Genomic DNA, 18,376 nt, shown 5'->3' on the forward strand with positions numbered 1-18,376 from the left:
ACGGATGTGTCTCTGAGTGCACTTTCGGTAGCTCGCACCGTATCGGCCTATAATACGTGCTTAGTGGGCGAGTGGTTACGAGCAGGTCGGCTGATATTCTGGTACCCGGGTTCTCCGTGACTCCCGTGGATGCCCTTTCTCTCGATATAGCAGGGATGTAACGGACTGTGGAGAATGTAGCGTGGTTCTCGGTAACTAGGCCGAATGGGAATTGACAGACATTGGCCCCGAGAAGCAGTCCAGAGGCGAGGATGGCTGTCGCACACGTCGTCTTTATCGTGTTCGATTGAACTGGCGTCATCTCTCAATGCTGGCTCTCTTCCTGTTGGGCTGATTTGTCTGCCGCCGGGACTAACCAACGATAAGTTTCTGTCACTCGACGCAGCGGCGTAGACGAAACAAGTACCACCCTCCATCGTGGAATCCGTTCCAGACATCGATCTCTTCCAGCACTCAAAATCAGACTACGCAAAAGATGTACTCGATTCGCCCTCTGGACGGGCCACTCACTTCACCTGTTGTGTTTTCGCGCGTTCTACTGTCAATTGATGTACTAGTCAGGGCAGAAACCCCGGATATACATCCCCATTTAATACCTGCATCCTGTGGCGTCATCCAGACCAAACACACGGATTCACAGCCAAGAGGGCACGACAGTACAATCAAGAGTATTCGACACCAAATCGGAGCTCAAATTTTCTCAGTCTAGTGAAGTCGACTGTGGTGAGTCGAGCCCGATATTTTAGATGTGTAGCTGCATTCAATTATTGTAGTTGACCACAGACTACGCCAGTATAGGGTATTAGATACACAAATAAGGGCTTTTAGATGGGTGTGTGACATCAGATTAATGTGGGAGGCGTGTGAGACGGCCAGTATGGGCGCTGAATCAGACCAGGACACATCACGGGCGGTCGTCCAGACGTACGTGCCAACGTACCAACGAGAACTCTGGGACGACCACGCTGACCGACTCGATATGTCTCGCAGCGAGTTCGTTCGGACAATGGTACAGGCTGGCCGCCGACAGATCGGCGATGACCCTGAGCTGGCGAACGCCACTGCGACAGAGACAGATTCGAGTGAGGATGAATCGCTAGGCGATGAAGTACTGGCGCTGCTGGACGAGGATGAGGCGTTAGCGTGGGAAGAGATGCTCTCAGCACTCACTGACGATATCGAGAGTCGGTTAGACGACACACTGCAAGAGCTACAGGGCTCGAACCAGATCAGGTACAGCGGTCGTGAGGATGGATACGTACTGGTGGAAGACGCATGAGCAAGCTGAACCAGAGCTCCACAGAGCAGTCCCACGTCGAGTATTTTATCGAAGACATTGGTTACCAGGGGAAGTCTGAACGGACACAGATGGCCTACGAGCGCGTGTTAACGGAGTTCTCTGAGTATCTCGACTCACGCGGACTGGCTGTCGACGAGGCGAACCATCGGGACTGCATGGCCTATATTCACCAGTTGCGGGGCGAACTCGAAGAAAGCACTGTGGCAACGTACGCGTCGTACCTGAACCGCTTCTACGACTACATGATTCGGGTCGACGAATTCACCGAGAATCCGATGTCGATTGTCGTCGAAGAGATGGACGAACGGATCAATACCGACCCAGCACGACGAGACATCTCCGTGGGAGAAATGCGGGAATTCGTTGCAAGCGTCGAACATCCGCTGCACCGCGCTACAATTCTCACACTACTGAAAACGGGTATGCGAGCCGGCGAGCTCTGCAATCTCGACATCCGGGACCTCTCGCTAGCAGGCCAGGACAGTGAGATTCGACCACGGATTGATGGGCGGCCAAACTCGGTCTATGTCGACGATACGCCAACTGCGGGGTCGCTGTACAACGGCGAGCGCCGGGCTGCCTCGAACAAGCGCAAGCGTGCAACAACGATACCGATTGACGAGGAACTTGAGACGGTTCTGCATACCTGGCTTCAGGTCCGCCCCGACCCTGTTTCAGAGGCAGACCCGCTGTTCGTCTCGACAGCAGAACAGTGGGGGCAGCGGCTGACGCCGGACATGGTTCACCACATCGTCGAGCGTCATGCCCGAGAGTTCGGGTGGTATCGAGACCACGGTGGGCCCGAGGAAAACGTAACGCCGCACTACTTTCGACACTTCTTCACGACACATCTCCGAGATAGGACGGGGGACCGTGGCGTCGTGAAGTACCTCCGAGGCGACGTTGCTACTGACGTCATCGATACGTACACCCACGACTGGGGCGACCGTATCAGAACAGTCTACCAGAAACAGATTTATTCACTGCTCTGAATCTCGGCCGGGTTCTCCAGCGCGCGAACGCCGTTCATCTCTCACCTCGAATATCGGCAGTACGACCATATTGTGGTCTGGGCGTGACAATTCGACCGTTCGAGTGCTGTCTGAAATTCAGCTCGTAAATCATATAACGATATACTGAATGCAGTCAGTCGCGTCTGCTAATCTCGAAAGATTAACCATCAAAAATCGTCCGTCTTAGTCTCTCTACCGAGCAGAAAGCCGAGCGTCTTGATGAACGGGTTACGAACGAAGACCAGCGGGTGATTTTGTGGCCCTGTCGGTCAGCTCACCCGCAATTCAAAAGCCGATAATCGCTCCCGCAGCTATTAGTATCGCCACACCATTCGGCTTGATAATGCCTAACAAGGGAGCTGTCACTCACTGGATTCCGTTCTTCGGGAGAGAAGAACGCTCTACCGGGTCAGCCGAAAAATCGAACCGGGGTGAAGAGCCATCTGCTGGGGCTATCCAGAAGATGGAATCCCACGAAGGAGACCAAAGGGGAGCACAGTACGGTCGACTCCGCGCCGACGGCGGAACAAAACAATCCGGTGAGGGGCTATCGGGGCCCGATTCGGTTGTCGGGGCCGACGAGGACATCGAAGCGACACTGACGGAGGTAACCGAGGCAATGGAGACAGTGGCTGCGGGTGACCTCACGCCACGACTGGACACTGACCGTGAGAGTGAGACTGCCACGATGGCCGCCGAAGCGTTCAACGAGATGCTCGTCTCGTTCGGCGCCACCGTAGAGGAGTTAGAGGACTTCTCCGGAGAAGTTGCCGACCAGACCGAACGGATGGGGGCCGCGACCAGAGAGGTCAAAGAGGAGAGCGAAGATGTCGACGAGTCAATCGAGGAGATCAGGGATAATGCCGGTAACCAGTACGACCTTCTCGACGAGATTTCCGGCGAGATGAGCCAACTTTCGGCCACAATCGAGGAGATTGCCTCCTCGGCAACCGAGGTAGCGAACACGTCAGAAACCGCCGCAGAATACGGACGGACCGGTCGTGACGCCGCTGGTGAAGCGCTGGAGGAGATGGAGACCATCGAATCACGAGCGCAGACGACAATCGAGCAGGTGTCTCGTCTCGAAGAGCGCATCGCAGAGATTAGCGACATCGTCAGCCTGATCGACGATATTGCCGACCAGACGAACATGCTCGCGCTGAATGCCTCGATAGAGGCCGCCCGTGCCGGCGAAGCGGGCGAGGGATTTGCTGTCGTCGCAGATGAAGTCAAAAATCTCGCCGAGGAGGCAGGCCAGGCGACCGAGGATATCACTGATACGATCGAAGAGGTTCAGCAGGAGACCACGGCGACCGTCGAGGAGGTCCAAGCGATGGGCGAGCAAATCGACGCCGGCACTGGAACTATCGAAGAGGCAATGACGGCACTGGAAGAAACGGCAGACCTCGTCGAAGAAGCTAATGACGGTGTGCAGGCGATTAACACGGCTACTGACGAGCAGACCCAGAGCACCGAAGAAGTGTTGACGATGGTCGAAGACGTTCGGGAACTCAGCGAGCAGACGGTCGAAGAAGTCGATGACGTTGCGCAGGCGACCACTGTCCAGACCACTATGTTGCAGGAGGTGTCGGTGCAGATGGACCGACTCGCAGATGGGGCCGGTGACCTCGACGGTCACATCGAGGAGTACACCCTTGGAGCGGGCGACGACGAGGAACTTTCGTGGGATGACACAGCGGTCGACGCCGGCGGAGAGTCAGATTCAGCCGGCGGGGCGGGTGATGACGAGACAGTGGACGAAGAGGTTGCGTGGGAAGACGCCGAAGTCGATGACGGAGCAACCGACGACGCTGATGACGACCTGTCCTGGGATGACGCACAGGTTCACGACGGCTCCTGACTGTCCTCACTCGAAAAAGTCGGTCACGAGCCCGTTAACCTCCGGCACACACTCGTGGTGAAGCCAGTGTGTCCCATCCGTAACGAGTTCGAGGCGACCGTTCGGACAGAACTCGAGACTATCTTCAGCCATGCTCGCCCGCAGGAGCGTGTCCTGTGTCCCCCAGATGACCAGCGTTTCTGGCTCGACGGTCATCGAGGGCACACCACCGGGGTCGCGGCGCAGTAACGAGCGATACCAGTTCAACATCCCCGTCGCAGCGCCGGGCTGTTGCCACGCTTCGCGGTACAACTCGATATCTTCCGCGGTGAATGCGTCGGGACTGTTCGTCATATCGAGAAAGAGTTTGAGGCCGCGACAGTTGCCCGCCGTCAGTGCCCACTCAGAGAGACCCGGGACCTGAAACATAAACATGTAGGTGCTGTTAATGGTCTGGCGAACATCACCGAAGAGATATTCGTCGAACACCGCAGGATGCGGGATATTCATCGTCACCGCCTTCGTGACGTACTCCGGGTATTCGAGCAGGACCTGCCAGCCAACGGCCGCCCCCCAGTCGTGTGTGAGAAAGCGCGCTTCATCGTAGCCCAGCGTTTCGAGGAGTCCCACCGCGTCGGCAGCGAGTTCGGTCAAGCGGTACGCGTCGAGCCCTTCAGGTTTGTCGCTAAGGTTGTACCCACGCTGGTCTGGCACAATCACGCGGTAGCCCTCGTCGACAAGCGCCGGTATCTGGTGGCGCCAGCCGTACCAGAACTCGGGGAAGCCGTGCAGACAGACGACTGGGTCACCGGTTGTCGGGCCAGCGGTGACGACGTGGAGATTGATTCCATTGGTCGCTATCGTTCGATGATTTAGCTCCGGCATGGATGACATAGCCTGACTGTGCGCGGGCACGTAGAAGTAACCCGGGGGAGCCGCTGCGTTAAAACGGCCAGCACTCGAATGACGCGTATGATTCTCGAAGGGACAATCCTCCGGGGCCGAGAGTTCGAGCCTGTCGAGGGCCGCGTCATCGTCGAAGATGGCGAGATACACGATATTGAACAGCGTGCCACCCACACCGAGGATATCATCTTGCCGGCATTTGTCAATGCACACACTCATATTGGTGATTCGATAGCCAAGGAAGCAGGTGAGGGGCTGTCGCTCGAAGAACTCGTCGCGCCACCAGATGGATTGAAACATCGATTGCTGGACGAGGCCAGTCGCGAGGAACTCGTCGCTGCGATGGAACGGACACTTGGGTTCATGCAGTCAGCCGGCACCGCAGCGTTTGTCGAATTCCGCGAAGGCGGCCTCGAGGGAGTCCGAGCTATCGAGTCGGCACTGGACGGCACGGATATCCAATCGGTACTACTGGGTCGAGAGACAATCGAGGCGATGCAGGCAGCCGACGGCTTCGGCGCAAGCGGTGCCAACGACGGGGACTTCAGCGTCGAGCGGTCAGAGACGGCCGAGGCCGACAAATTGTTCGGTATCCACGCCGGCGAAGTCGACAGCAGCGATATCAACTCCGCGCTGGACCTCCAGCCTGACTTTCTGGTCCATATGGTTCACCCTGAGCCCCTCCATCTCGAACGTCTGGCAGACAGCCAGGTTCCTGTTGTCGTCTGTCCGCGCTCGAACGCAGTCACCGACGTTGGTCTTCCGCCCCTGCGAGAGTTGCTCGACCGAACGACTGTTGCCCTCGGTACAGACAATGTCTTCTTGAACAGTCCGTCGATGTTCCGGGAAATGGAATTCACGGCTAAACTGTTCGATGTTTCGACTGTCGAAGTGCTTCAGATGGCGACGGTCAACGGAGCAGAGATTGCTGGGCTGGACTGCGGCGTTGTCGAACCGGGGCGACCGAGCAATCTGCTCGTCCTCGACGGTGACTCGGACAATCTCACCGGTGCGCAGGATCCTCGACGGGCGGCAGTTCGCCGGGCCGGCGTCGATGATGTCAAGCAAGTTGTCACATCCACTAGCTGAACTGTCAACTAGCGTTAAGGCAGCGGCGGGCGAAGGTCCAGACGATGTACGAAAATATCCTACTGCCTTCAGACGGTTCCGAGGGGATGGGCCCTGTCATCGAGCACGCCCGAAAGTTGGCGGATATCCACGACGCAACGGTGCACGTGTTGTACGTCGCCAATACCGCCGCGCTATCAGACCTGCCGTTGGAATCGTCGTGGGAAGGTGTCAACAGCGCCTTGCACCAGCAGGGTGAACAGGCCATCGAAGCGGCCCGTGAGCAGATCGGCGAGATTCCGACGAAAGCTGCTGTTGTCGATGGCTCACCCTCGAAGGAAATAATCGCTTACGCCGAGGACACCAACTGTGACCTCATCGTCATGGGGACACACGGTCGCTCGGGAGTTGACCGACTGTTGCTGGGCAGCGTTGCCGGCCGCGTTGTTCGGTCCGCAGACATCCCAGTCATGACTATCAGAGTCAGCGGGCACCTCGAATAGTTCACGCGGGCCGGAGATGTTCGCAGTCGCCTGCAGTTATCTCACGTGTTCCATCGTCAGTCTCGACGAGGAGCGCGCCGGGCGGAGTGATATCGACCGCCTCACCGACGACCTCTCCTGTCGGGGTGTCGACGCGGACGCGCTGTCCAATCGTGTCGGTTAATTCTCGCCATGCGTCGAGCGTGGTCTCGGGGGGAGACTGCGCCAGCGTCCAGAACTCTGTGAGCAGACGCTGGACCACAGTCCGGCGGTCGACATCACCAGTTTCGGCCCGCAGTGTGGTTGCTGGCTGGTCGCCCGGCAGTTGCTCGACATCGAGGTTCGCGTTGAGGCCAATACCGACGACAAGCCACGAGATTCGGTCGGCCTCGCCTTCCATCTCGGTCAGAATACCGGCGAGTTTCTTCCCGTCGACACGGATGTCGTTGGGCCATTTGATCGTCGCCTCGACGCCAGAGGCTCTGACTGCCCGCGCCGTCGCGACGGCAGCAATAAGCGTGTAGACTGGTGCCTGTGCCGGCGGAACATTTGGTCGTACTAGCACCGACAGCCAGATTCCCCCACTCGGCGAGGCCCACTTGCGGTCGAGTCGGCCTCGCCCGCCGGTCTGTTTGTCAGCAACGACGACGGTATCCGAGTGTCCCTCGGCGGCTACTTCCCGCGCGCGCTCGTTCGTACTCGCTATCTCATCGTGATATTCGACTTCGAAGGGTGCGTCGAGCCCGTATTCGAGTGCTGGTCCGCCGTAGTCGGGGATGCCGGCGAGGGTGTAGCCGTCCGCCGCGCTCTCGATCTCGAAGCCGTTTTTGCGGAGGGCTTCGACGTGATTCCAGACCGCCGCTCGCGAGATATCGAGCCGAGCGGCCATGGCAGGCCCACCAACGGGCCCGTCAGCGATGGCGGCGAGTACCTGCTCCCGTGTCGGATGCATACGACGCGGTACAGTCCCCGGGCATACAATCGTTGCCCCGACGGGGCGGAAAGGAAAGTCCTTTTACTTCCCCGGGAAAACGGTGGAATGCACAAGGCGTGCGTGGGTAGCCAAGCCAGGCCAACGGCGCAGCGTTGAGGGCGCTGTCCCGTAGGGGTCCGCCGGTTCAAATCCGGTCCCACGCACTGGTCGTTTGCTCGTCCGGTGCGAGATGCACTGTACGACGGGCGAACAAAAGTGCGGGTGCATATCCCTTCAGGGATCAGCACCCACGCAACTTTTCCCGAAGCTACTCTCTGAGCACCAGCAGTAACGCTACGCTGGGACCGCCTCTGCGGAGGTTCGGTTCGAACCGAACGAGGTGATAGTCACGTCGAGACTGTCGCCAACTTCCGTCCCCTGTGAGAACTCATCGACAAAAATGACGAATCCTTCCTTTTTGCAGACGGCCTGTCGGTCACCGGAGTGATGTGAGCGAAATTCCGTGACTCCGACAGTAACGGTGTCGCCGATATCGACCGGCGGTTCGCGCTCCACCGCGTCGTCGTGTGCGTCACGAGACTGTTCGCGTTCGAGTTCGGCCGTGCTGACCGAGCGGCCGCGGTACTTCCCAATCTTGTAGAAAATGACTGCTCCGACCAGAAACGAGCCAGCAGCCACGCCAGCGAGGAGTTGTTGCACATCCAGGCATTGGCACACTCCCTGTTAACTCTCGTGGCCACAGGACCACCGTCGCGCCGTCACAGTGGAAAGCACTCGACAGTCGAGTACTCTGGCCCATCCTCCGTGAGCGTGCTCTCTGTGAGCCTGATCTCCTCGAACGCGACCGTACCGAGATCTGGGTCGCGGTTCTCGACGACATCCTGGACGAGGTCCTTCCCCCCGGCGTGGTCCATGCGCGCCAGCGTCGCGTGCGGTGTGAACTCGTGGTCCTCGGGGTCGAACCCCAGTGTTGTCGTCTGCGCTTCGATAGCCTCGTGGAGCGCAGCGAGTTTCGCGCTGCCCTCGCGGACGCCGACCCAGACGACACTGATGTAGTCGAGGTGTGGAAAGACACCGAGGCCACCAATCTCTGCCTCGAACGGGCCAGTGTCAGCGTCCGCAACCGCATTTTCGATAGCGTCGGTCAGTTCGTCCAGCCGTTCTTGGTCGGTCTCGCCGAGGAATTTGAGCGTGATGTGTGTCTGTGTCGGGTCGGTGAACCGGAGTCCACTGGCACCTTCGAACGCTGACTGGAGGTCGGCGATGGGGTCGGCGAGTCCGTCGAGGTCGGCGCTGACAAACAATCGCATACCAGAAGTAGGGGACGCAGGTCTTAATGCTCCCCGACGCGAATATCTGGTATGACCAACGAGCGAGAGGACCACGAATTCTCCGAAGGGCAGGGATTCGATGAGCCCTACGAGGGATTCGATATCGATCCCCCGGAACTCACCGTTGACGCCGACGAAGTCGACCCTGTCGACTCTCATGGCGTTGCTGACCTGCTGGATGACAGCAACCTCGCGAAAGACAAGGTTGACCCAGCAGAACTGATCGACGTCGGACTCGATTATATCCGAATCAACCGCCACGAGCGAGCAACAGAAACCTTCGAGCGTGCCGCTCGCTACGCCGACGAGGAAATTGTCGAGCAGGAAGCGTGGGTCAACAAGGGCGTTGCCCACGCCGAACTGGAAGAGTACGACGCCGCCATCGGCGCATACAGAGAAGCAATCAAGATGGACGAGGACTCCGAGCACGCGGCGACAGCAGAGACGAACCTCGCGTACGCGCTGTGGGAGTTCGGTCGAACCGAAGAAGCACTCGAACACGCCGAGCGGGCTGTCGAGATCGACCCACGATTTGGCCAGGCCTGGTACAATCGCGGCTTTTTCCTCAACGAGCGTGGCCTCGCCGAGGACGCACTCAACGCCTTCGACAATGCGATTCGACTCGGCTACCGCAGTGCCGACCTGCTCGAAGAGAAAGCAATCGCTCTAGAGAAGATGGGCGAAGACGAACGTGCCGAAGAAGTGGCCAAAGAAGCGGAGGAGATGCGCGCCGACAACGAAGAGGAGGTCATCGGCGAGCAGCTGAAGGAGTGACGATGGGCGAGTTACTACTGACCGAGCGTGACACTGGGAAGGGCCGACTCGTCTCGGTCTGTGACGCTGACCTGCTTGGTGAAACCTTCGAGAATGGAGAGCTTTCACTCACTGTCAACGAGGAGTTTTACAAGGGCGAACCGGCAGACGAACAGGCAATTATCGGCAGCCTCGCAAAGTGTTCCGTCGCGAATATCGTCGGTGAGGATGCCGTTGGACTAGCGCTGGAACACGGCTTCGTCGAGGAGGAAAACGTCCTCGATATCGACGGCACCCGTCACGCACAACTGCTGTGGCTGTGAGCGGAGCGGCAGTCACGGGGCGGTCCCTTCAGGCCTCGCCGTAGACTGGCACCGCCGCGCCGCTGGTGACGGAGCCAGCGTCACTGCAGAGAAACAGAAAGACAGCAGCGATATCTTTCGGGTCGACCCATTTCGAGAAGTCACTCCCGGACATCATGTCGCGGTTCATCGGCGTGTCGATAACGCTCGGCATGACAGCATTTGCCCGGACAGTTCCGAGATTTTCTTCGGCAATCGTCTCGGTCAGGATGCGAACGCCGGCCTTCGTTGCGCGGTAGATTCCGTCGCCCTCCCCGCCCTCCAGCGAGGACCGGGCCGAGACGCTGACGATTGCCCCCTCGCTGTCCTGCAAGTGCGGGAGTGCGTGTTTCGACGCCAGAAACATCGTCTTGAGATTCACGTTGAAGAGGAAATCGAACGTATCAGCGTCTGTTTCGTGAATCGGGTTGCCGCCGCGCCACGTCCCGGCGATGTTTGCGAGATAATCGAGGCCACCGTGGCTGTCAACAATCTCCTCGATAGTCGATTGGACGGTTGACTCGTCGGTGAAGTCGCCCTGATAGAAGTCGATTCGGTCCGGGTCGTCGAGCAAGAAGTCGTCGCTGTCTGGCTCGACGAGGTCAGCGCCGCAGACAGTCGCGCCCGCTTCGAGGTAGGCCTCAGCAATCGCGCTCCCGAGCGCGCCGCCGACACCCGTGACCAGTACCACATCGCCGCTGAAGTCAAATTCGGCTGACATACGAATACGTTCGGCCGCCGGTCACATAGTCACTTTGGCGAGGGTCGCTCTTGCCGGCAGGGAGACCGGTGGCTATAGTTGGGTCCCGCAGTATAGTGGAGACGATGGAGACGCCGGAACCGAGGGGGGCCGATATTCTGTACGGCGCGTTTCTGTTCGGCGTCATCGCCGCGCTTGCCTTGGAAGCGGTCGCTGCGCTGGTAGCCTTGCCAGTCGTAATCGGTGTCGTCGATTGGGTCGAGTACCGGGATCGGCTGTCAACTGACGAACCACTTGCAGTCGTCCTGACAATACTCGGGCTCAGTTGTCTGCTGCTGTGCTGTCGGTTCGACAGTACCCAACTCGGCACGTATGTCGGGCTTGTTGGCGTGGTGTTCTTCCTGCAGGCTGTCCGGTTTGTACTTCTGACCAACCCCGCGCCGTCGAGGCTGTTTCGGCAGGGTTACCCGAGTCTGGTTGGCCTCAGTATCATCTGCAGTGCGCTCGCCGACGGAATTCCGCAGTTTCAGTGGGTGCCGGTCTGGTTACTCGCCGGTGTCTACGTGTTCAGGAAACTCTACGTCCGGTGGTGATTACCGCGAGACGACCGCACCGAGGTCGGCCATCGTCTCGAAGAAGTCGGGGAAGGACACGTCGACGTGTTCTGCACCAGTAATCGTCGTCTCGCCATCCGCAATCAAGCCCGCGACGGCGAGCGACATGATAATCCGGTGGTCTGCTCGCCCGTCGACGGTTGCACCCGACAGTTCTGTCTCCGAGCCATCGATCGTGAGCGTCTCCTGTGTCTCCTCGACGGTTGCACCCATCTTCGTGAGTGCCTCGGCCATTGCGCTCACGCGGTCCGTTTCCTTGTAGCGGACGTGCTCGCAGTTGGTGATGTGTGTCTCGCCGTCGGCAGCGGCACCGAGCACCGCGATGGTCGGCAGGAGGTCGGGCGTATCCCCAACATCGACCGCTGTTCCGGTGAGTTCACTGCCAGTGACGGTGAGTTCTCCGGCCGATTCGTCCCACGACACATCGCCGCCCATATCGCGGACAATATCGACGATGGCCTGGTCGCCCTGTGCGCTGGGATAGGCCCCACTGACTGTCACCTCGCCGCCGGCGAGTGCGCCCGCCGCGATCAGGTAGGAAATCGAGGAGAAATCGCCCGGCACGTTGTAGCCGTCGCCAGCGTCGTACTCCTGATAGCCGCCGACAGCAAAGCCATTGGCAGTCTGCCGCGCGCTGACGCCGAATGCCTCCAGCACTTCGATGGTGATATCGACGTACGGCGCGGATTTGAGTTCAGTCTGCAGTGTCAGATCGATTCCGGCGTCGGTGACAGCCCCCGCCATCAGCAGGGCCGTAATGAACTGCGAGGAGACATCGCCGGGAATGGCCGCACTGCCGCCGGTAACTGGACCACCGATAACCAGCGGCGCCTGCCCGTTCGCGCGTGTGCTCTCCGCGCGGCCGCCCAACTGGTCGAGTGCGCGCAAGAGTGCACCCTGTGGACGGGACCGTAGTGACTCGTCGCCCGTCAGCACAGTCAGGTCCTCGGCAAGTCCTGCCGCGGCGGTCGTGAGCCGCATTGTCGTCCCGCTGTTCGCGCAGTCAATCACGTCGTCGGGTGTCTCGGGATTTCCACTGAACCCCTCGATATCGAGTTGATTGGCGTCTTCGTCGTATTCGACAGTGCCGCCGAAGGCCTCGACCGCGCGCATCGTTGCGCGCGTGTCGGCGCTTAGCAACGGGTCGGAAACTGTCGTATTGTCGGCATAGCCCGCCGCCAGAATCGCGCGGTGCGTGTAACTTTTCGACGGCGGGGCTTGGGCCGCGCCCTCGACCGTCGACTGTGAAATCGTCACGTCCATGTCTGGCGGGTGGGTGGCCGGGGTCTTGAGACTGCCGGACCGAGTAAGACCGTCGGTTTCATTTCGGTGCCTCCCGAATAGTAGGTCATGACAGAGGATGACGCCGACCTCGCCCGGCGAGCAGGAACCGCGCTGGCCGAGGACAGCGCGATGGTGGCGGTCGCAGAATCGAGTACCGGCGGGCTGGTCGGCTCGAAGTTCACCAACGTCCCCGGCGCGAGTCGCTTCTTCGAGCGCTCTATCGTGACATACTCCAACGACGCGAAACTGGACCTGCTGAACGTGGAAATCGACACCCTCGAAAAGACGGGCGCGGTGTCGGCCGAAATCGCCCGCCAGATGGCTCGCGGCGTTCGCGAGAACGCGGGCACAAAGTGGGGTGTTTCGACGACAGGTATTGCCGGCCCCAGTGGCGGCACGCCCGAGAAGCCGGTCGGAACGGTGTTCATCGGAACCGCCTGTTTCGAGGACGGCGAGGAGTCCGTCGCGGCGAATCGGTACGAGTTCAAAGGTGACCGCCTGGAGAACAAAGACCAGTTCGCCCGCCAGGCGCTGACTGACCTCATCGAAGCCGTCGAATCGCTGTCCTAAACGAGGCCAGCGCTCGTCAGCGCGAACAGCACGGCAACAACTACCGAGACAACAATGCCAGCGAGTAACGGCTCGTTCTCGAGCGCTTTCTCGTAGAACGGCATCGCCTCGTACTCTGCGCGGAACTGCTCGCGGTTCGTCTCGTCGTAGAAGTATTTCTGGCTGTAGAAGAACCGCTCAGTGACGGCACAGCCAGTACACACTGGCTCGCCAACCAGCCGTTCGGTCTCGATATGGTCGGGACAGTTGATGCTCTGGCAGTTCTGACAGTAGGTGAATGGCCCGCTGTCTGTCTCGCCACACTGTTGACAGCGGTGTACTCCATCGTCGACTGTCCACCGTGATGGCCCGGCGGCGTAGTACTCGTACTGGTAGGTGGAGGAATCGAACTCCACGCTCGCTCGGATTCGCGGGACGTAACTCGCGGTTATCGACTGAACCGAGATATCTGACTGGTTCGGCTCGCACTCCTTGTTGTAGGTGACGTTGTTATCGCCGGTGTAGGTCACCGTCGTCGTGTGTTTCCGCCGGAGGTGGTCAACTGCATACTCTTTGTACTCGGTTTCGGTCTGGCCGAACCGTCCAACGTCGGTTTCGGTAAACACGTCGCACAAGTCCGCTTCATCTAACTCGATACGCTGGTCGAGGTTGCTCGAAACCAGACGAGCGAGTGGCGGTGGTGGTGTCGACGCGCCGTCGCGTGCGGCGTCGACGACAAGTTGGTCGCGGTCGCGAATCTGGTGGATGACACCGACGCTGGTCTCGAAGGTTGCGTTCACGGTAGCGTCTACTGTAACCGTTGGCTGGAACTGCACCCACAGTTCCGGGTCCGGAAGGTCCGCGGCCTCGATATTCTCAACGTCACGAAACGCGTCCTCGACTGCACCCGCGGGCCCGCGAGTTGGGTCGTACGGTCGGAGCGTCTCGTCACAGAGAATTTCGATCCGGCCATTGTAGAGGTCGAGGCCAACTTCGTCGGCCAGTTCTCGGAGGTCGGTGCCGTCGAGCAACTCGATTGGGTAGGGGTCGCCGCTTTCGGCCAGATTCTCTGTGTACTCGGTTGCAGGGCCGGTGAACCGCCCGGTCGTCGCGACCATCCCGCGTTTCGGTCCCGCTCCGTCGTAGGTTGCGACTGCCGAGTGGAGTTTCTGGACGACTGGCCGACCGACTGTATCGGTGTGCTTGCACTCGACGATGACTGTTCGGCGCTGTCCGTCGACAGTCTCCTCCATAATGATGTCGCGGCCTTCGTCGGCCGTACGACTCGCCTGCCGGACGTTCTCGTAGCCGAGATTGCGGAACACATCTTCCATCACGTCCTCGAACTCGAACCCCGAGAGCTCGTCCAGTATAGTCACTACCTACCGTCGTTGGACTGAACTCACAAATAAGTGTCTCACCCTCCTACGGAGTATCGATGGACGACCACACCAACGCCGAGGGAGTCGATAGCCCGCCAGAGGCGGTACCGGGGTGGCTGGCCGAGGAAGACCGGTGGGAACATGCAACTCTCCGACGAGCGACTGTCCACGGCATTGCGCTGTTCAACGACGGGGCGTACCACGAGTCGCACGACTGTTTCGAAGACGAGTGGTACAACTACGGCCGCGGCACTGTCGAGAGTGCCTTCGCCCGCGGAATGGTGCAGGTCGCAGCGGGCGCATACAAACACTTCGGCTTTGAAAATGACGACGGAATGCGGAGCCTCTTCGAGACGGCGCTACAGTATCTCCGCGCGCCGCCCGCAGATTTCTACGGTGTCGATATTCTCGACGTGCGGACGACGCTGACGAACGCGCTCGATGACCCTGCTGTGTTAGCCGGGTGGCAGATTGAGCTAGATGGAACAATCAACGAAGCGACGCCGGCAGATTACGCCTACGCGGACGATCTCGATTAACGCCCTCTGCTTCTGTGCCACTCTCATCCAGTGGAGCCCGCCACTTCACAGACTCCGGTTGTGTCTCCTCTGACGGGCCAGTTACTGTTTTTCTCCGGGAAAGCCTGATATCTTGAGCGGCATTGAGCAGTATAATCAATGTTCAGCATAAATAGTAAAATAAACTACTTTTATGTTGTTGCCAGTTGAAGCGATACGTAGGGGAAAGAATGCTACTCGAAAATAGAACTTGCCTGGTAACTGGCGGATCGCGCGGAATTGGCCGCGGCATCGCCGAAGAACTGGGTGAACACGGCGCGAACGTCGTCATCAACTACCGGTCATCCGAAGACGCAGCCTACGCAGCACGCGACGTTATCGAAGAAGGGCCGGGACGGGCGGTTGTTGCACAGGCAGATGTTTCGGACTTCGATGAAGTGCAGGCGATGTACGAAGCAACCAGCGACGAGTTTGGCAATGTTGACGTGCTGGTCAACAACGCCGGTATCACGCAGGATACGACCTTCGACGAGATGTCCAAAGAGCAGTGGGAGAAGGTTATGGATGTCAATCTCGGGGGCGTGTTCAACTGTACAAAAGCCTGTTACGAAGACCTCAGAGCGGCGAACGAGGGCCGCCTGATCAACATCTCGAGCGTTGTCGGTCAGCAGGGAAACTACGGACAGGCAAACTACGCGACGACGAAAAGCGGGCTGTTCGGCTTCACCCGAACGATTGCACTGGAGATGGCTCGTGACGGGTCGACGGCCAACTGTGTCGCGCCGGGATTCGTCGAGACTGATATGCTCGCTGACGTTCCGGACCGCGTGCGCGAACAGATTCTCGAACGCATCCCGCTCGACCGGTTCGCAGAGGTCGAAGATATTACGGGCATCGTTCGCTTCCTAGCGAGTCACGAGTCAAGCTACATGACCGGGCAGATACTCGGAGTCAACGGAGGGATGGAGTGGTGACAGACGTCCACGTAGCGGGCGTCGGAATGACGAAGTTCGGCTCTTCACCCGAACGAACAGCGCGCGATATGTTCGCGCAGGCGGCCGGCGAAGCCTTCGACGACTCTGGGGTATCCCCGGACGCCATCGAAGAGCTGTTTTACGGTAATTTCATGGGTGAATTTGCCGAGACACAGGGCCACCAGGGGCCGCTGATGGCCGACGCCGCAGGTATTTCGGCCCCCGCCACACGGATCGAATCGGCCTGTGCCTCAAGCGGGGTTGCGGTCCGCTATGGCGTCAACCACGTCCGCAGCGGCGCGGCAGATGTCGTCCTCGTGGGTGGCGCCGAGCGGATGAAAAATCTCTCGACACCGGACGGAACCAGAGCACTCTCGGCGGCCGCCGACGCGCTGTATGAAGTCAACGCCGGGGTCACGTTCCCCGGTGCGTACTCGTTGATGGCAAACAGCTACTTCGACGAGTTCGGCGGCACGCGCGAGGACCTCGCTCACATCGCTGTCAAGAACCACGCCAACGCTGTCGAGAACGACCTCGCGCAGTTCAACCGAGCTATCGAGGTCGAAGATGTGCTCGAAGCGCCGACAGTGAGTGCGCCCTTTGGGCTGTACGACTGCTCGCCGATGAGCGACGGCGCTGCCGCCGCCGTGCTGATGAGCGAGGAGTTTGTGCAGGACCAGGGCATCGAGACAGACGTGAAGATTACCGGCGTCGGACAGGGCTCAGACTCGCTGGCTCTGCAGGACCGCGTCTCGATTCCACGGACACCTGCGGCAGTCGAGGCTGGTGAGACTGCCTACGAAGACGCCGGAGTTGGACCAGACGACATCGACGTCGCCGAGGTCCACGACTGTTTCACCATCGCCGAAGCGCTCGCGCTGGAATCCCTCGGCTTCTACGAGCCCGGAGAGGCGATTACTGCAGCGCGCGAGGGTGAGACGACCATCGACGGCAACCTGCCGGTGAATCTCTCCGGCGGGCTAAAGGCCAAAGGTCACCCAGTCGGTGCAACAGGCTGTGCACAGATTTCGGAACTAACCAAACTCCTGCGCGGGGACCACGTCAACAGTGAGGCTGTGTCCGACGCGGAGGTTGGACTGACACACAACGCGGGTGGCACGGTCGCAAGCTGTGTCGTCCACATTCTCGAGGAGGTGGACGCATGAGCGACGCACGCAATGAGGGATACGACGACTTCCTCGACGCCATCGAAGCAGGTGAGCCGTACTACCTCGAAGGGCCAGAGGGCGATGGCTCGCTGCCGCCAAAACGAATCGACCCGGCAACTGGCTCGCAGGAACTCACGGAAGCACCACTTCCGGAGACCGGCGAGATTGAGACGTACACACAGACACACGTCGCAGCGCCGGATTTTGCCGACGACGCGCCGTTCGTCGTCGCTGTCGTCGACTTCGGACCGGTGAGTGTCACGGGACAGATCCGGGGGATGGAACCCGGCGACGTTGAGGCTGGTCAAGAAGTTACGATTGGTGTCGACCGTACCGAAACCACGGACGAACGCCTCGTTATCTTCGAGCCAGCCTGACCGGCGACGTTAACTTTTTTAGCTAAGCCGAACTGCAGTTACGGAACCGAAACGCTGTGTTCGAGCCGTCCGACACCCTCGATCTCGACGGTCACCGTGTCCCCATCTGCGAGCGGACCAACACCCTCGGGTGTACCTGTCGCAATCACGTCACCCGGTTCGAGGGTGAGATGCTCGGTAATTTCGGCGATCAACTCCGGAATCGGGAAGATGAGATGGTCCCGCGAGGACGACTGGCGTTGCTCACCGTTGACCCATAGTTCGACACTCGCGTCTTCGGGAACGTGCTGCGTATCGGCAACAACCGGGCCCATCGGAGCAGCGTTGTCGAACGCCTTCCCGCGCACCCAGTTCTGCTCTTGGCGCTGGTCGTCTCTGTTCGAGAGGTCGACAACACAGGTGTATCCCGACACGACAGCCATCGCGTCCTCGGGTTCGACATTGCGACACTGCTGTCCGATGACGACACCCAATTCTGCTTCGTAATCGATTCGGTCCTTGCCAGCGGGCAGCGACACGGTACTCCCGTGGCTCGTCACCGTGTTTGGTGGCTTCAGGAACAGCAGCGGGCGGTCAGGCACGTCTGAGCCCATCTCGTCGGCGTGGTCGGCGTAGTTCCGTCCGATGCAGACAATCTTCGAGGGCTCGACCGGCGGGAGAATCTCGACTGATTCTGGGTCGTAGGTTTCACCGCCGAAGGCAACGAGGCCCCCCGCCCCAGCCGTTGCTGTGTCTGCCGTGTTTCCGTCCTCGTCGAGCCACTGGCCGGTCCGTACGCTCCCCGATGGGTCGCGGAATCTGACGCGTTTCATACTCACCGCTTCAGTCGGCTGAAAATAAG

Annotated in this window: 21 protein-coding genes and 1 tRNA gene; 14 read left to right on the forward strand and 8 right to left on the reverse strand. The window is 59.6% G+C overall.

Translation table 11 applies throughout. The annotated features are described in order from the left end of the window. Nucleotides 1-877: 877 nt before the first annotated feature. The 3 genes from ACMGFM_RS03815 (at nucleotide 878) to ACMGFM_RS03825 (ending at nucleotide 4,174) form a co-directional block, all read left to right on the forward strand. Complete coding sequence (locus ACMGFM_RS03815; RefSeq protein ID WP_436901114.1) at nucleotides 878-1,279, forward strand: DUF5805 domain-containing protein; 402 nt, start codon at nucleotides 878-880, stop codon at nucleotides 1,277-1,279. Next, complete coding sequence (locus ACMGFM_RS03820; protein WP_436901115.1) at nucleotides 1,276-2,292, forward strand: tyrosine-type recombinase/integrase; 1,017 nt, start codon at nucleotides 1,276-1,278, stop codon at nucleotides 2,290-2,292. Before ACMGFM_RS03815 ends, ACMGFM_RS03820 begins: the two co-directional genes overlap by 4 nt. 364 nt (nucleotides 2,293-2,656) lie before the next feature. Beyond that, nucleotides 2,657-4,174: a methyl-accepting chemotaxis protein gene (locus tag ACMGFM_RS03825; protein WP_436901116.1), complete on the forward strand. Its 1,518-nt coding sequence runs from the start codon at nucleotides 2,657-2,659 to the stop codon at nucleotides 4,172-4,174. A 6-nt stretch (nucleotides 4,175-4,180) separates the two neighbouring features. Here the strand turns inward: ACMGFM_RS03825 and ACMGFM_RS03830 are convergent, their stop codons facing one another. Continuing rightward, nucleotides 4,181-5,047: an alpha/beta fold hydrolase gene (locus ACMGFM_RS03830; protein ID WP_436901117.1), complete on the reverse strand. Its 867-nt coding sequence runs from the start codon at nucleotides 5,045-5,047 to the stop codon at nucleotides 4,181-4,183. A 78-nt stretch (nucleotides 5,048-5,125) separates the two neighbouring features. On the opposite strand from ACMGFM_RS03830, the gene ACMGFM_RS03835 reads away from it, so the two are divergent. Both ACMGFM_RS03835 and ACMGFM_RS03840 read left to right on the forward strand, forming a co-directional pair. Then, on the forward strand, nucleotides 5,126-6,148 hold the full coding sequence (locus ACMGFM_RS03835) for an amidohydrolase family protein (protein WP_436901118.1): 1,023 nt from the start codon (nucleotides 5,126-5,128) through the stop codon (nucleotides 6,146-6,148). A gap of 44 nt (nucleotides 6,149-6,192) precedes the next feature. After that, a complete protein-coding gene (locus ACMGFM_RS03840) occupies nucleotides 6,193-6,630 on the forward strand; it encodes a universal stress protein (RefSeq protein WP_436901119.1) in 438 nt (145 codons plus the stop codon). Between the two features lies 1 nt (nucleotide 6,631). Here ACMGFM_RS03840 and ACMGFM_RS03845 read toward each other — a convergent pair whose 3' ends face one another. Next, nucleotides 6,632-7,561: a biotin--[acetyl-CoA-carboxylase] ligase gene (locus ACMGFM_RS03845; RefSeq protein ID WP_436901120.1), complete on the reverse strand. Its 930-nt coding sequence runs from the start codon at nucleotides 7,559-7,561 to the stop codon at nucleotides 6,632-6,634. A 100-nt stretch (nucleotides 7,562-7,661) separates the two neighbouring features. On the opposite strand from ACMGFM_RS03845, the gene ACMGFM_RS03850 reads away from it, so the two are divergent. After that, a tRNA-Leu gene (locus tag ACMGFM_RS03850) sits at nucleotides 7,662-7,746 on the forward strand. Nucleotides 7,747-7,876: 130 nt separating this feature from the next. Here ACMGFM_RS03850 and ACMGFM_RS03855 read toward each other — a convergent pair. Both ACMGFM_RS03855 and thpR read right to left on the reverse strand, forming a co-directional pair. Beyond that, nucleotides 7,877-8,242, reverse strand: a complete 366-nt coding sequence (locus ACMGFM_RS03855; protein WP_436901121.1) for a TRAM domain-containing protein — start codon at nucleotides 8,240-8,242, stop codon at nucleotides 7,877-7,879. Between the two features lie 59 nt (nucleotides 8,243-8,301). After that, entirely contained in the window at nucleotides 8,302-8,853 is a 552-nt protein-coding gene (thpR, locus tag ACMGFM_RS03860; protein WP_436901122.1) for an RNA 2',3'-cyclic phosphodiesterase, read from the reverse strand. A gap of 51 nt (nucleotides 8,854-8,904) precedes the next feature. On the opposite strand from thpR, the gene ACMGFM_RS03865 reads away from it, so the two are divergent. Both ACMGFM_RS03865 and ACMGFM_RS03870 read left to right on the forward strand, forming a co-directional pair. Next, nucleotides 8,905-9,648, forward strand: a complete 744-nt coding sequence (locus ACMGFM_RS03865) for a tetratricopeptide repeat protein (RefSeq protein ID WP_436901123.1) — start codon at nucleotides 8,905-8,907, stop codon at nucleotides 9,646-9,648. Between the two features lie 2 nt (nucleotides 9,649-9,650). Further along, nucleotides 9,651-9,950: a DUF424 domain-containing protein gene (locus ACMGFM_RS03870; protein WP_436901124.1), complete on the forward strand. Its 300-nt coding sequence runs from the start codon at nucleotides 9,651-9,653 to the stop codon at nucleotides 9,948-9,950. A 28-nt stretch (nucleotides 9,951-9,978) separates the two neighbouring features. On the opposite strand, the gene ACMGFM_RS03875 is transcribed toward ACMGFM_RS03870, so the two are convergent. Further along, on the reverse strand, nucleotides 9,979-10,689 hold the full coding sequence (locus tag ACMGFM_RS03875; RefSeq protein ID WP_436901125.1) for an SDR family oxidoreductase: 711 nt from the start codon (nucleotides 10,687-10,689) through the stop codon (nucleotides 9,979-9,981). Between the two features lie 104 nt (nucleotides 10,690-10,793). Between ACMGFM_RS03875 and ACMGFM_RS03880 the strand changes: the two genes are divergently transcribed. Beyond that, nucleotides 10,794-11,261 (forward strand): hypothetical protein, encoded by a 468-nt coding sequence (locus ACMGFM_RS03880; protein ID WP_436901126.1) that lies wholly within the window; start codon nucleotides 10,794-10,796, stop codon nucleotides 11,259-11,261. Here ACMGFM_RS03880 and aroA read toward each other — a convergent pair whose 3' ends face one another. Continuing rightward, the gene (gene aroA, locus ACMGFM_RS03885; protein WP_436901127.1) at nucleotides 11,262-12,545 is read right to left on the reverse strand and encodes a 3-phosphoshikimate 1-carboxyvinyltransferase; all 1,284 of its coding nucleotides are present in this window, start codon (nucleotides 12,543-12,545) and stop codon (nucleotides 11,262-11,264) included. A gap of 87 nt (nucleotides 12,546-12,632) precedes the next feature. On the opposite strand from aroA, the gene ACMGFM_RS03890 reads away from it, so the two are divergent. Continuing rightward, on the forward strand, nucleotides 12,633-13,136 hold the full coding sequence (locus ACMGFM_RS03890; protein WP_436901128.1) for a CinA family protein: 504 nt from the start codon (nucleotides 12,633-12,635) through the stop codon (nucleotides 13,134-13,136). Here the strand turns inward: ACMGFM_RS03890 and ACMGFM_RS03895 are convergent. Next, nucleotides 13,133-14,494: a restriction endonuclease gene (locus ACMGFM_RS03895; protein WP_436901129.1), complete on the reverse strand. Its 1,362-nt coding sequence runs from the start codon at nucleotides 14,492-14,494 to the stop codon at nucleotides 13,133-13,135. The genes ACMGFM_RS03890 and ACMGFM_RS03895 overlap by 4 nt on opposite strands. A gap of 59 nt (nucleotides 14,495-14,553) precedes the next feature. Here ACMGFM_RS03895 and ACMGFM_RS03900 point away from each other — a divergent pair, with 59 nt between their 5' ends. The 4 genes from ACMGFM_RS03900 (at nucleotide 14,554) to ACMGFM_RS03915 (ending at nucleotide 17,535) form a co-directional block, all read left to right on the forward strand. Next, nucleotides 14,554-15,036, forward strand: coding sequence for a DUF309 domain-containing protein (locus ACMGFM_RS03900; protein ID WP_436901130.1), 483 nt, complete (start codon nucleotides 14,554-14,556; stop codon nucleotides 15,034-15,036). 209 nt (nucleotides 15,037-15,245) lie between these two features. Beyond that, nucleotides 15,246-15,989: a 3-oxoacyl-ACP reductase FabG gene (fabG, locus tag ACMGFM_RS03905; protein WP_436901131.1), complete on the forward strand. Its 744-nt coding sequence runs from the start codon at nucleotides 15,246-15,248 to the stop codon at nucleotides 15,987-15,989. Beyond that, complete coding sequence (locus ACMGFM_RS03910) at nucleotides 15,986-17,155, forward strand: thiolase domain-containing protein (RefSeq protein WP_436901132.1); 1,170 nt, start codon at nucleotides 15,986-15,988, stop codon at nucleotides 17,153-17,155. The genes fabG and ACMGFM_RS03910 overlap by 4 nt, the downstream gene beginning before the upstream one ends. After that, nucleotides 17,152-17,535, forward strand: coding sequence for a Zn-ribbon domain-containing OB-fold protein (locus ACMGFM_RS03915; RefSeq protein ID WP_436901133.1), 384 nt, complete (start codon nucleotides 17,152-17,154; stop codon nucleotides 17,533-17,535). Before ACMGFM_RS03910 ends, ACMGFM_RS03915 begins: the two co-directional genes overlap by 4 nt. A 38-nt stretch (nucleotides 17,536-17,573) precedes the next feature. On the opposite strand, the gene ACMGFM_RS03920 is transcribed toward ACMGFM_RS03915, so the two are convergent. Further along, nucleotides 17,574-18,347, reverse strand: coding sequence for a fumarylacetoacetate hydrolase family protein (locus ACMGFM_RS03920; protein WP_436901134.1), 774 nt, complete (start codon nucleotides 18,345-18,347; stop codon nucleotides 17,574-17,576). Nucleotides 18,348-18,376 lie beyond the last annotated feature (29 nt).

The organism is Halovenus halobia (assembly GCF_051414135.1).
In the GTDB taxonomy this organism is placed as follows: Archaea; Halobacteriota; Halobacteria; order Halobacteriales; family Haloarculaceae; genus Halovenus; species Halovenus halobia.

What these genes read in the sequence shown, in the direction of transcription:
- ACMGFM_RS03815 (WP_436901114.1), top strand. Translation starts at nt 878, where the DNA reads ATGGGCGCTGAATCAGACCAGGACACATCACGGGCGGTCGTCCAGACG.
- ACMGFM_RS03820 (WP_436901115.1), top strand. Translation starts at nt 1,276, where the DNA reads ATGAGCAAGCTGAACCAGAGCTCCACAGAGCAGTCCCACGTCGAGTAT.
- ACMGFM_RS03825 (WP_436901116.1), top strand. Translation starts at nt 2,657, where the DNA reads ATGCCTAACAAGGGAGCTGTCACTCACTGGATTCCGTTCTTCGGGAGA.
- ACMGFM_RS03830 (WP_436901117.1), bottom strand. Translation starts at nt 5,047, where the DNA reads ATGTCATCCATGCCGGAGCTAAATCATCGAACGATAGCGACCAATGGA.
- ACMGFM_RS03835 (WP_436901118.1), top strand. Translation starts at nt 5,126, where the DNA reads ATGATTCTCGAAGGGACAATCCTCCGGGGCCGAGAGTTCGAGCCTGTC.
- ACMGFM_RS03840 (WP_436901119.1), top strand. Translation starts at nt 6,193, where the DNA reads ATGTACGAAAATATCCTACTGCCTTCAGACGGTTCCGAGGGGATGGGC.
- ACMGFM_RS03845 (WP_436901120.1), bottom strand. Translation starts at nt 7,561, where the DNA reads ATGCATCCGACACGGGAGCAGGTACTCGCCGCCATCGCTGACGGGCCC.
- thpR (WP_436901122.1), bottom strand. Translation starts at nt 8,853, where the DNA reads ATGCGATTGTTTGTCAGCGCCGACCTCGACGGACTCGCCGACCCCATC.
- ACMGFM_RS03865 (WP_436901123.1), top strand. Translation starts at nt 8,905, where the DNA reads ATGACCAACGAGCGAGAGGACCACGAATTCTCCGAAGGGCAGGGATTC.
- ACMGFM_RS03870 (WP_436901124.1), top strand. Translation starts at nt 9,651, where the DNA reads ATGGGCGAGTTACTACTGACCGAGCGTGACACTGGGAAGGGCCGACTC.
- ACMGFM_RS03875 (WP_436901125.1), bottom strand. Translation starts at nt 10,689, where the DNA reads ATGTCAGCCGAATTTGACTTCAGCGGCGATGTGGTACTGGTCACGGGT.
- ACMGFM_RS03880 (WP_436901126.1), top strand. Translation starts at nt 10,794, where the DNA reads ATGGAGACGCCGGAACCGAGGGGGGCCGATATTCTGTACGGCGCGTTT.
- aroA (WP_436901127.1), bottom strand. Translation starts at nt 12,545, where the DNA reads ATGGACGTGACGATTTCACAGTCGACGGTCGAGGGCGCGGCCCAAGCC.
- ACMGFM_RS03890 (WP_436901128.1), top strand. Translation starts at nt 12,633, where the DNA reads ATGACAGAGGATGACGCCGACCTCGCCCGGCGAGCAGGAACCGCGCTG.
- ACMGFM_RS03900 (WP_436901130.1), top strand. Translation starts at nt 14,554, where the DNA reads ATGGACGACCACACCAACGCCGAGGGAGTCGATAGCCCGCCAGAGGCG.
- fabG (WP_436901131.1), top strand. Translation starts at nt 15,246, where the DNA reads ATGCTACTCGAAAATAGAACTTGCCTGGTAACTGGCGGATCGCGCGGA.
- ACMGFM_RS03915 (WP_436901133.1), top strand. Translation starts at nt 17,152, where the DNA reads ATGAGCGACGCACGCAATGAGGGATACGACGACTTCCTCGACGCCATC.
- ACMGFM_RS03920 (WP_436901134.1), bottom strand. Translation starts at nt 18,347, where the DNA reads ATGAAACGCGTCAGATTCCGCGACCCATCGGGGAGCGTACGGACCGGC.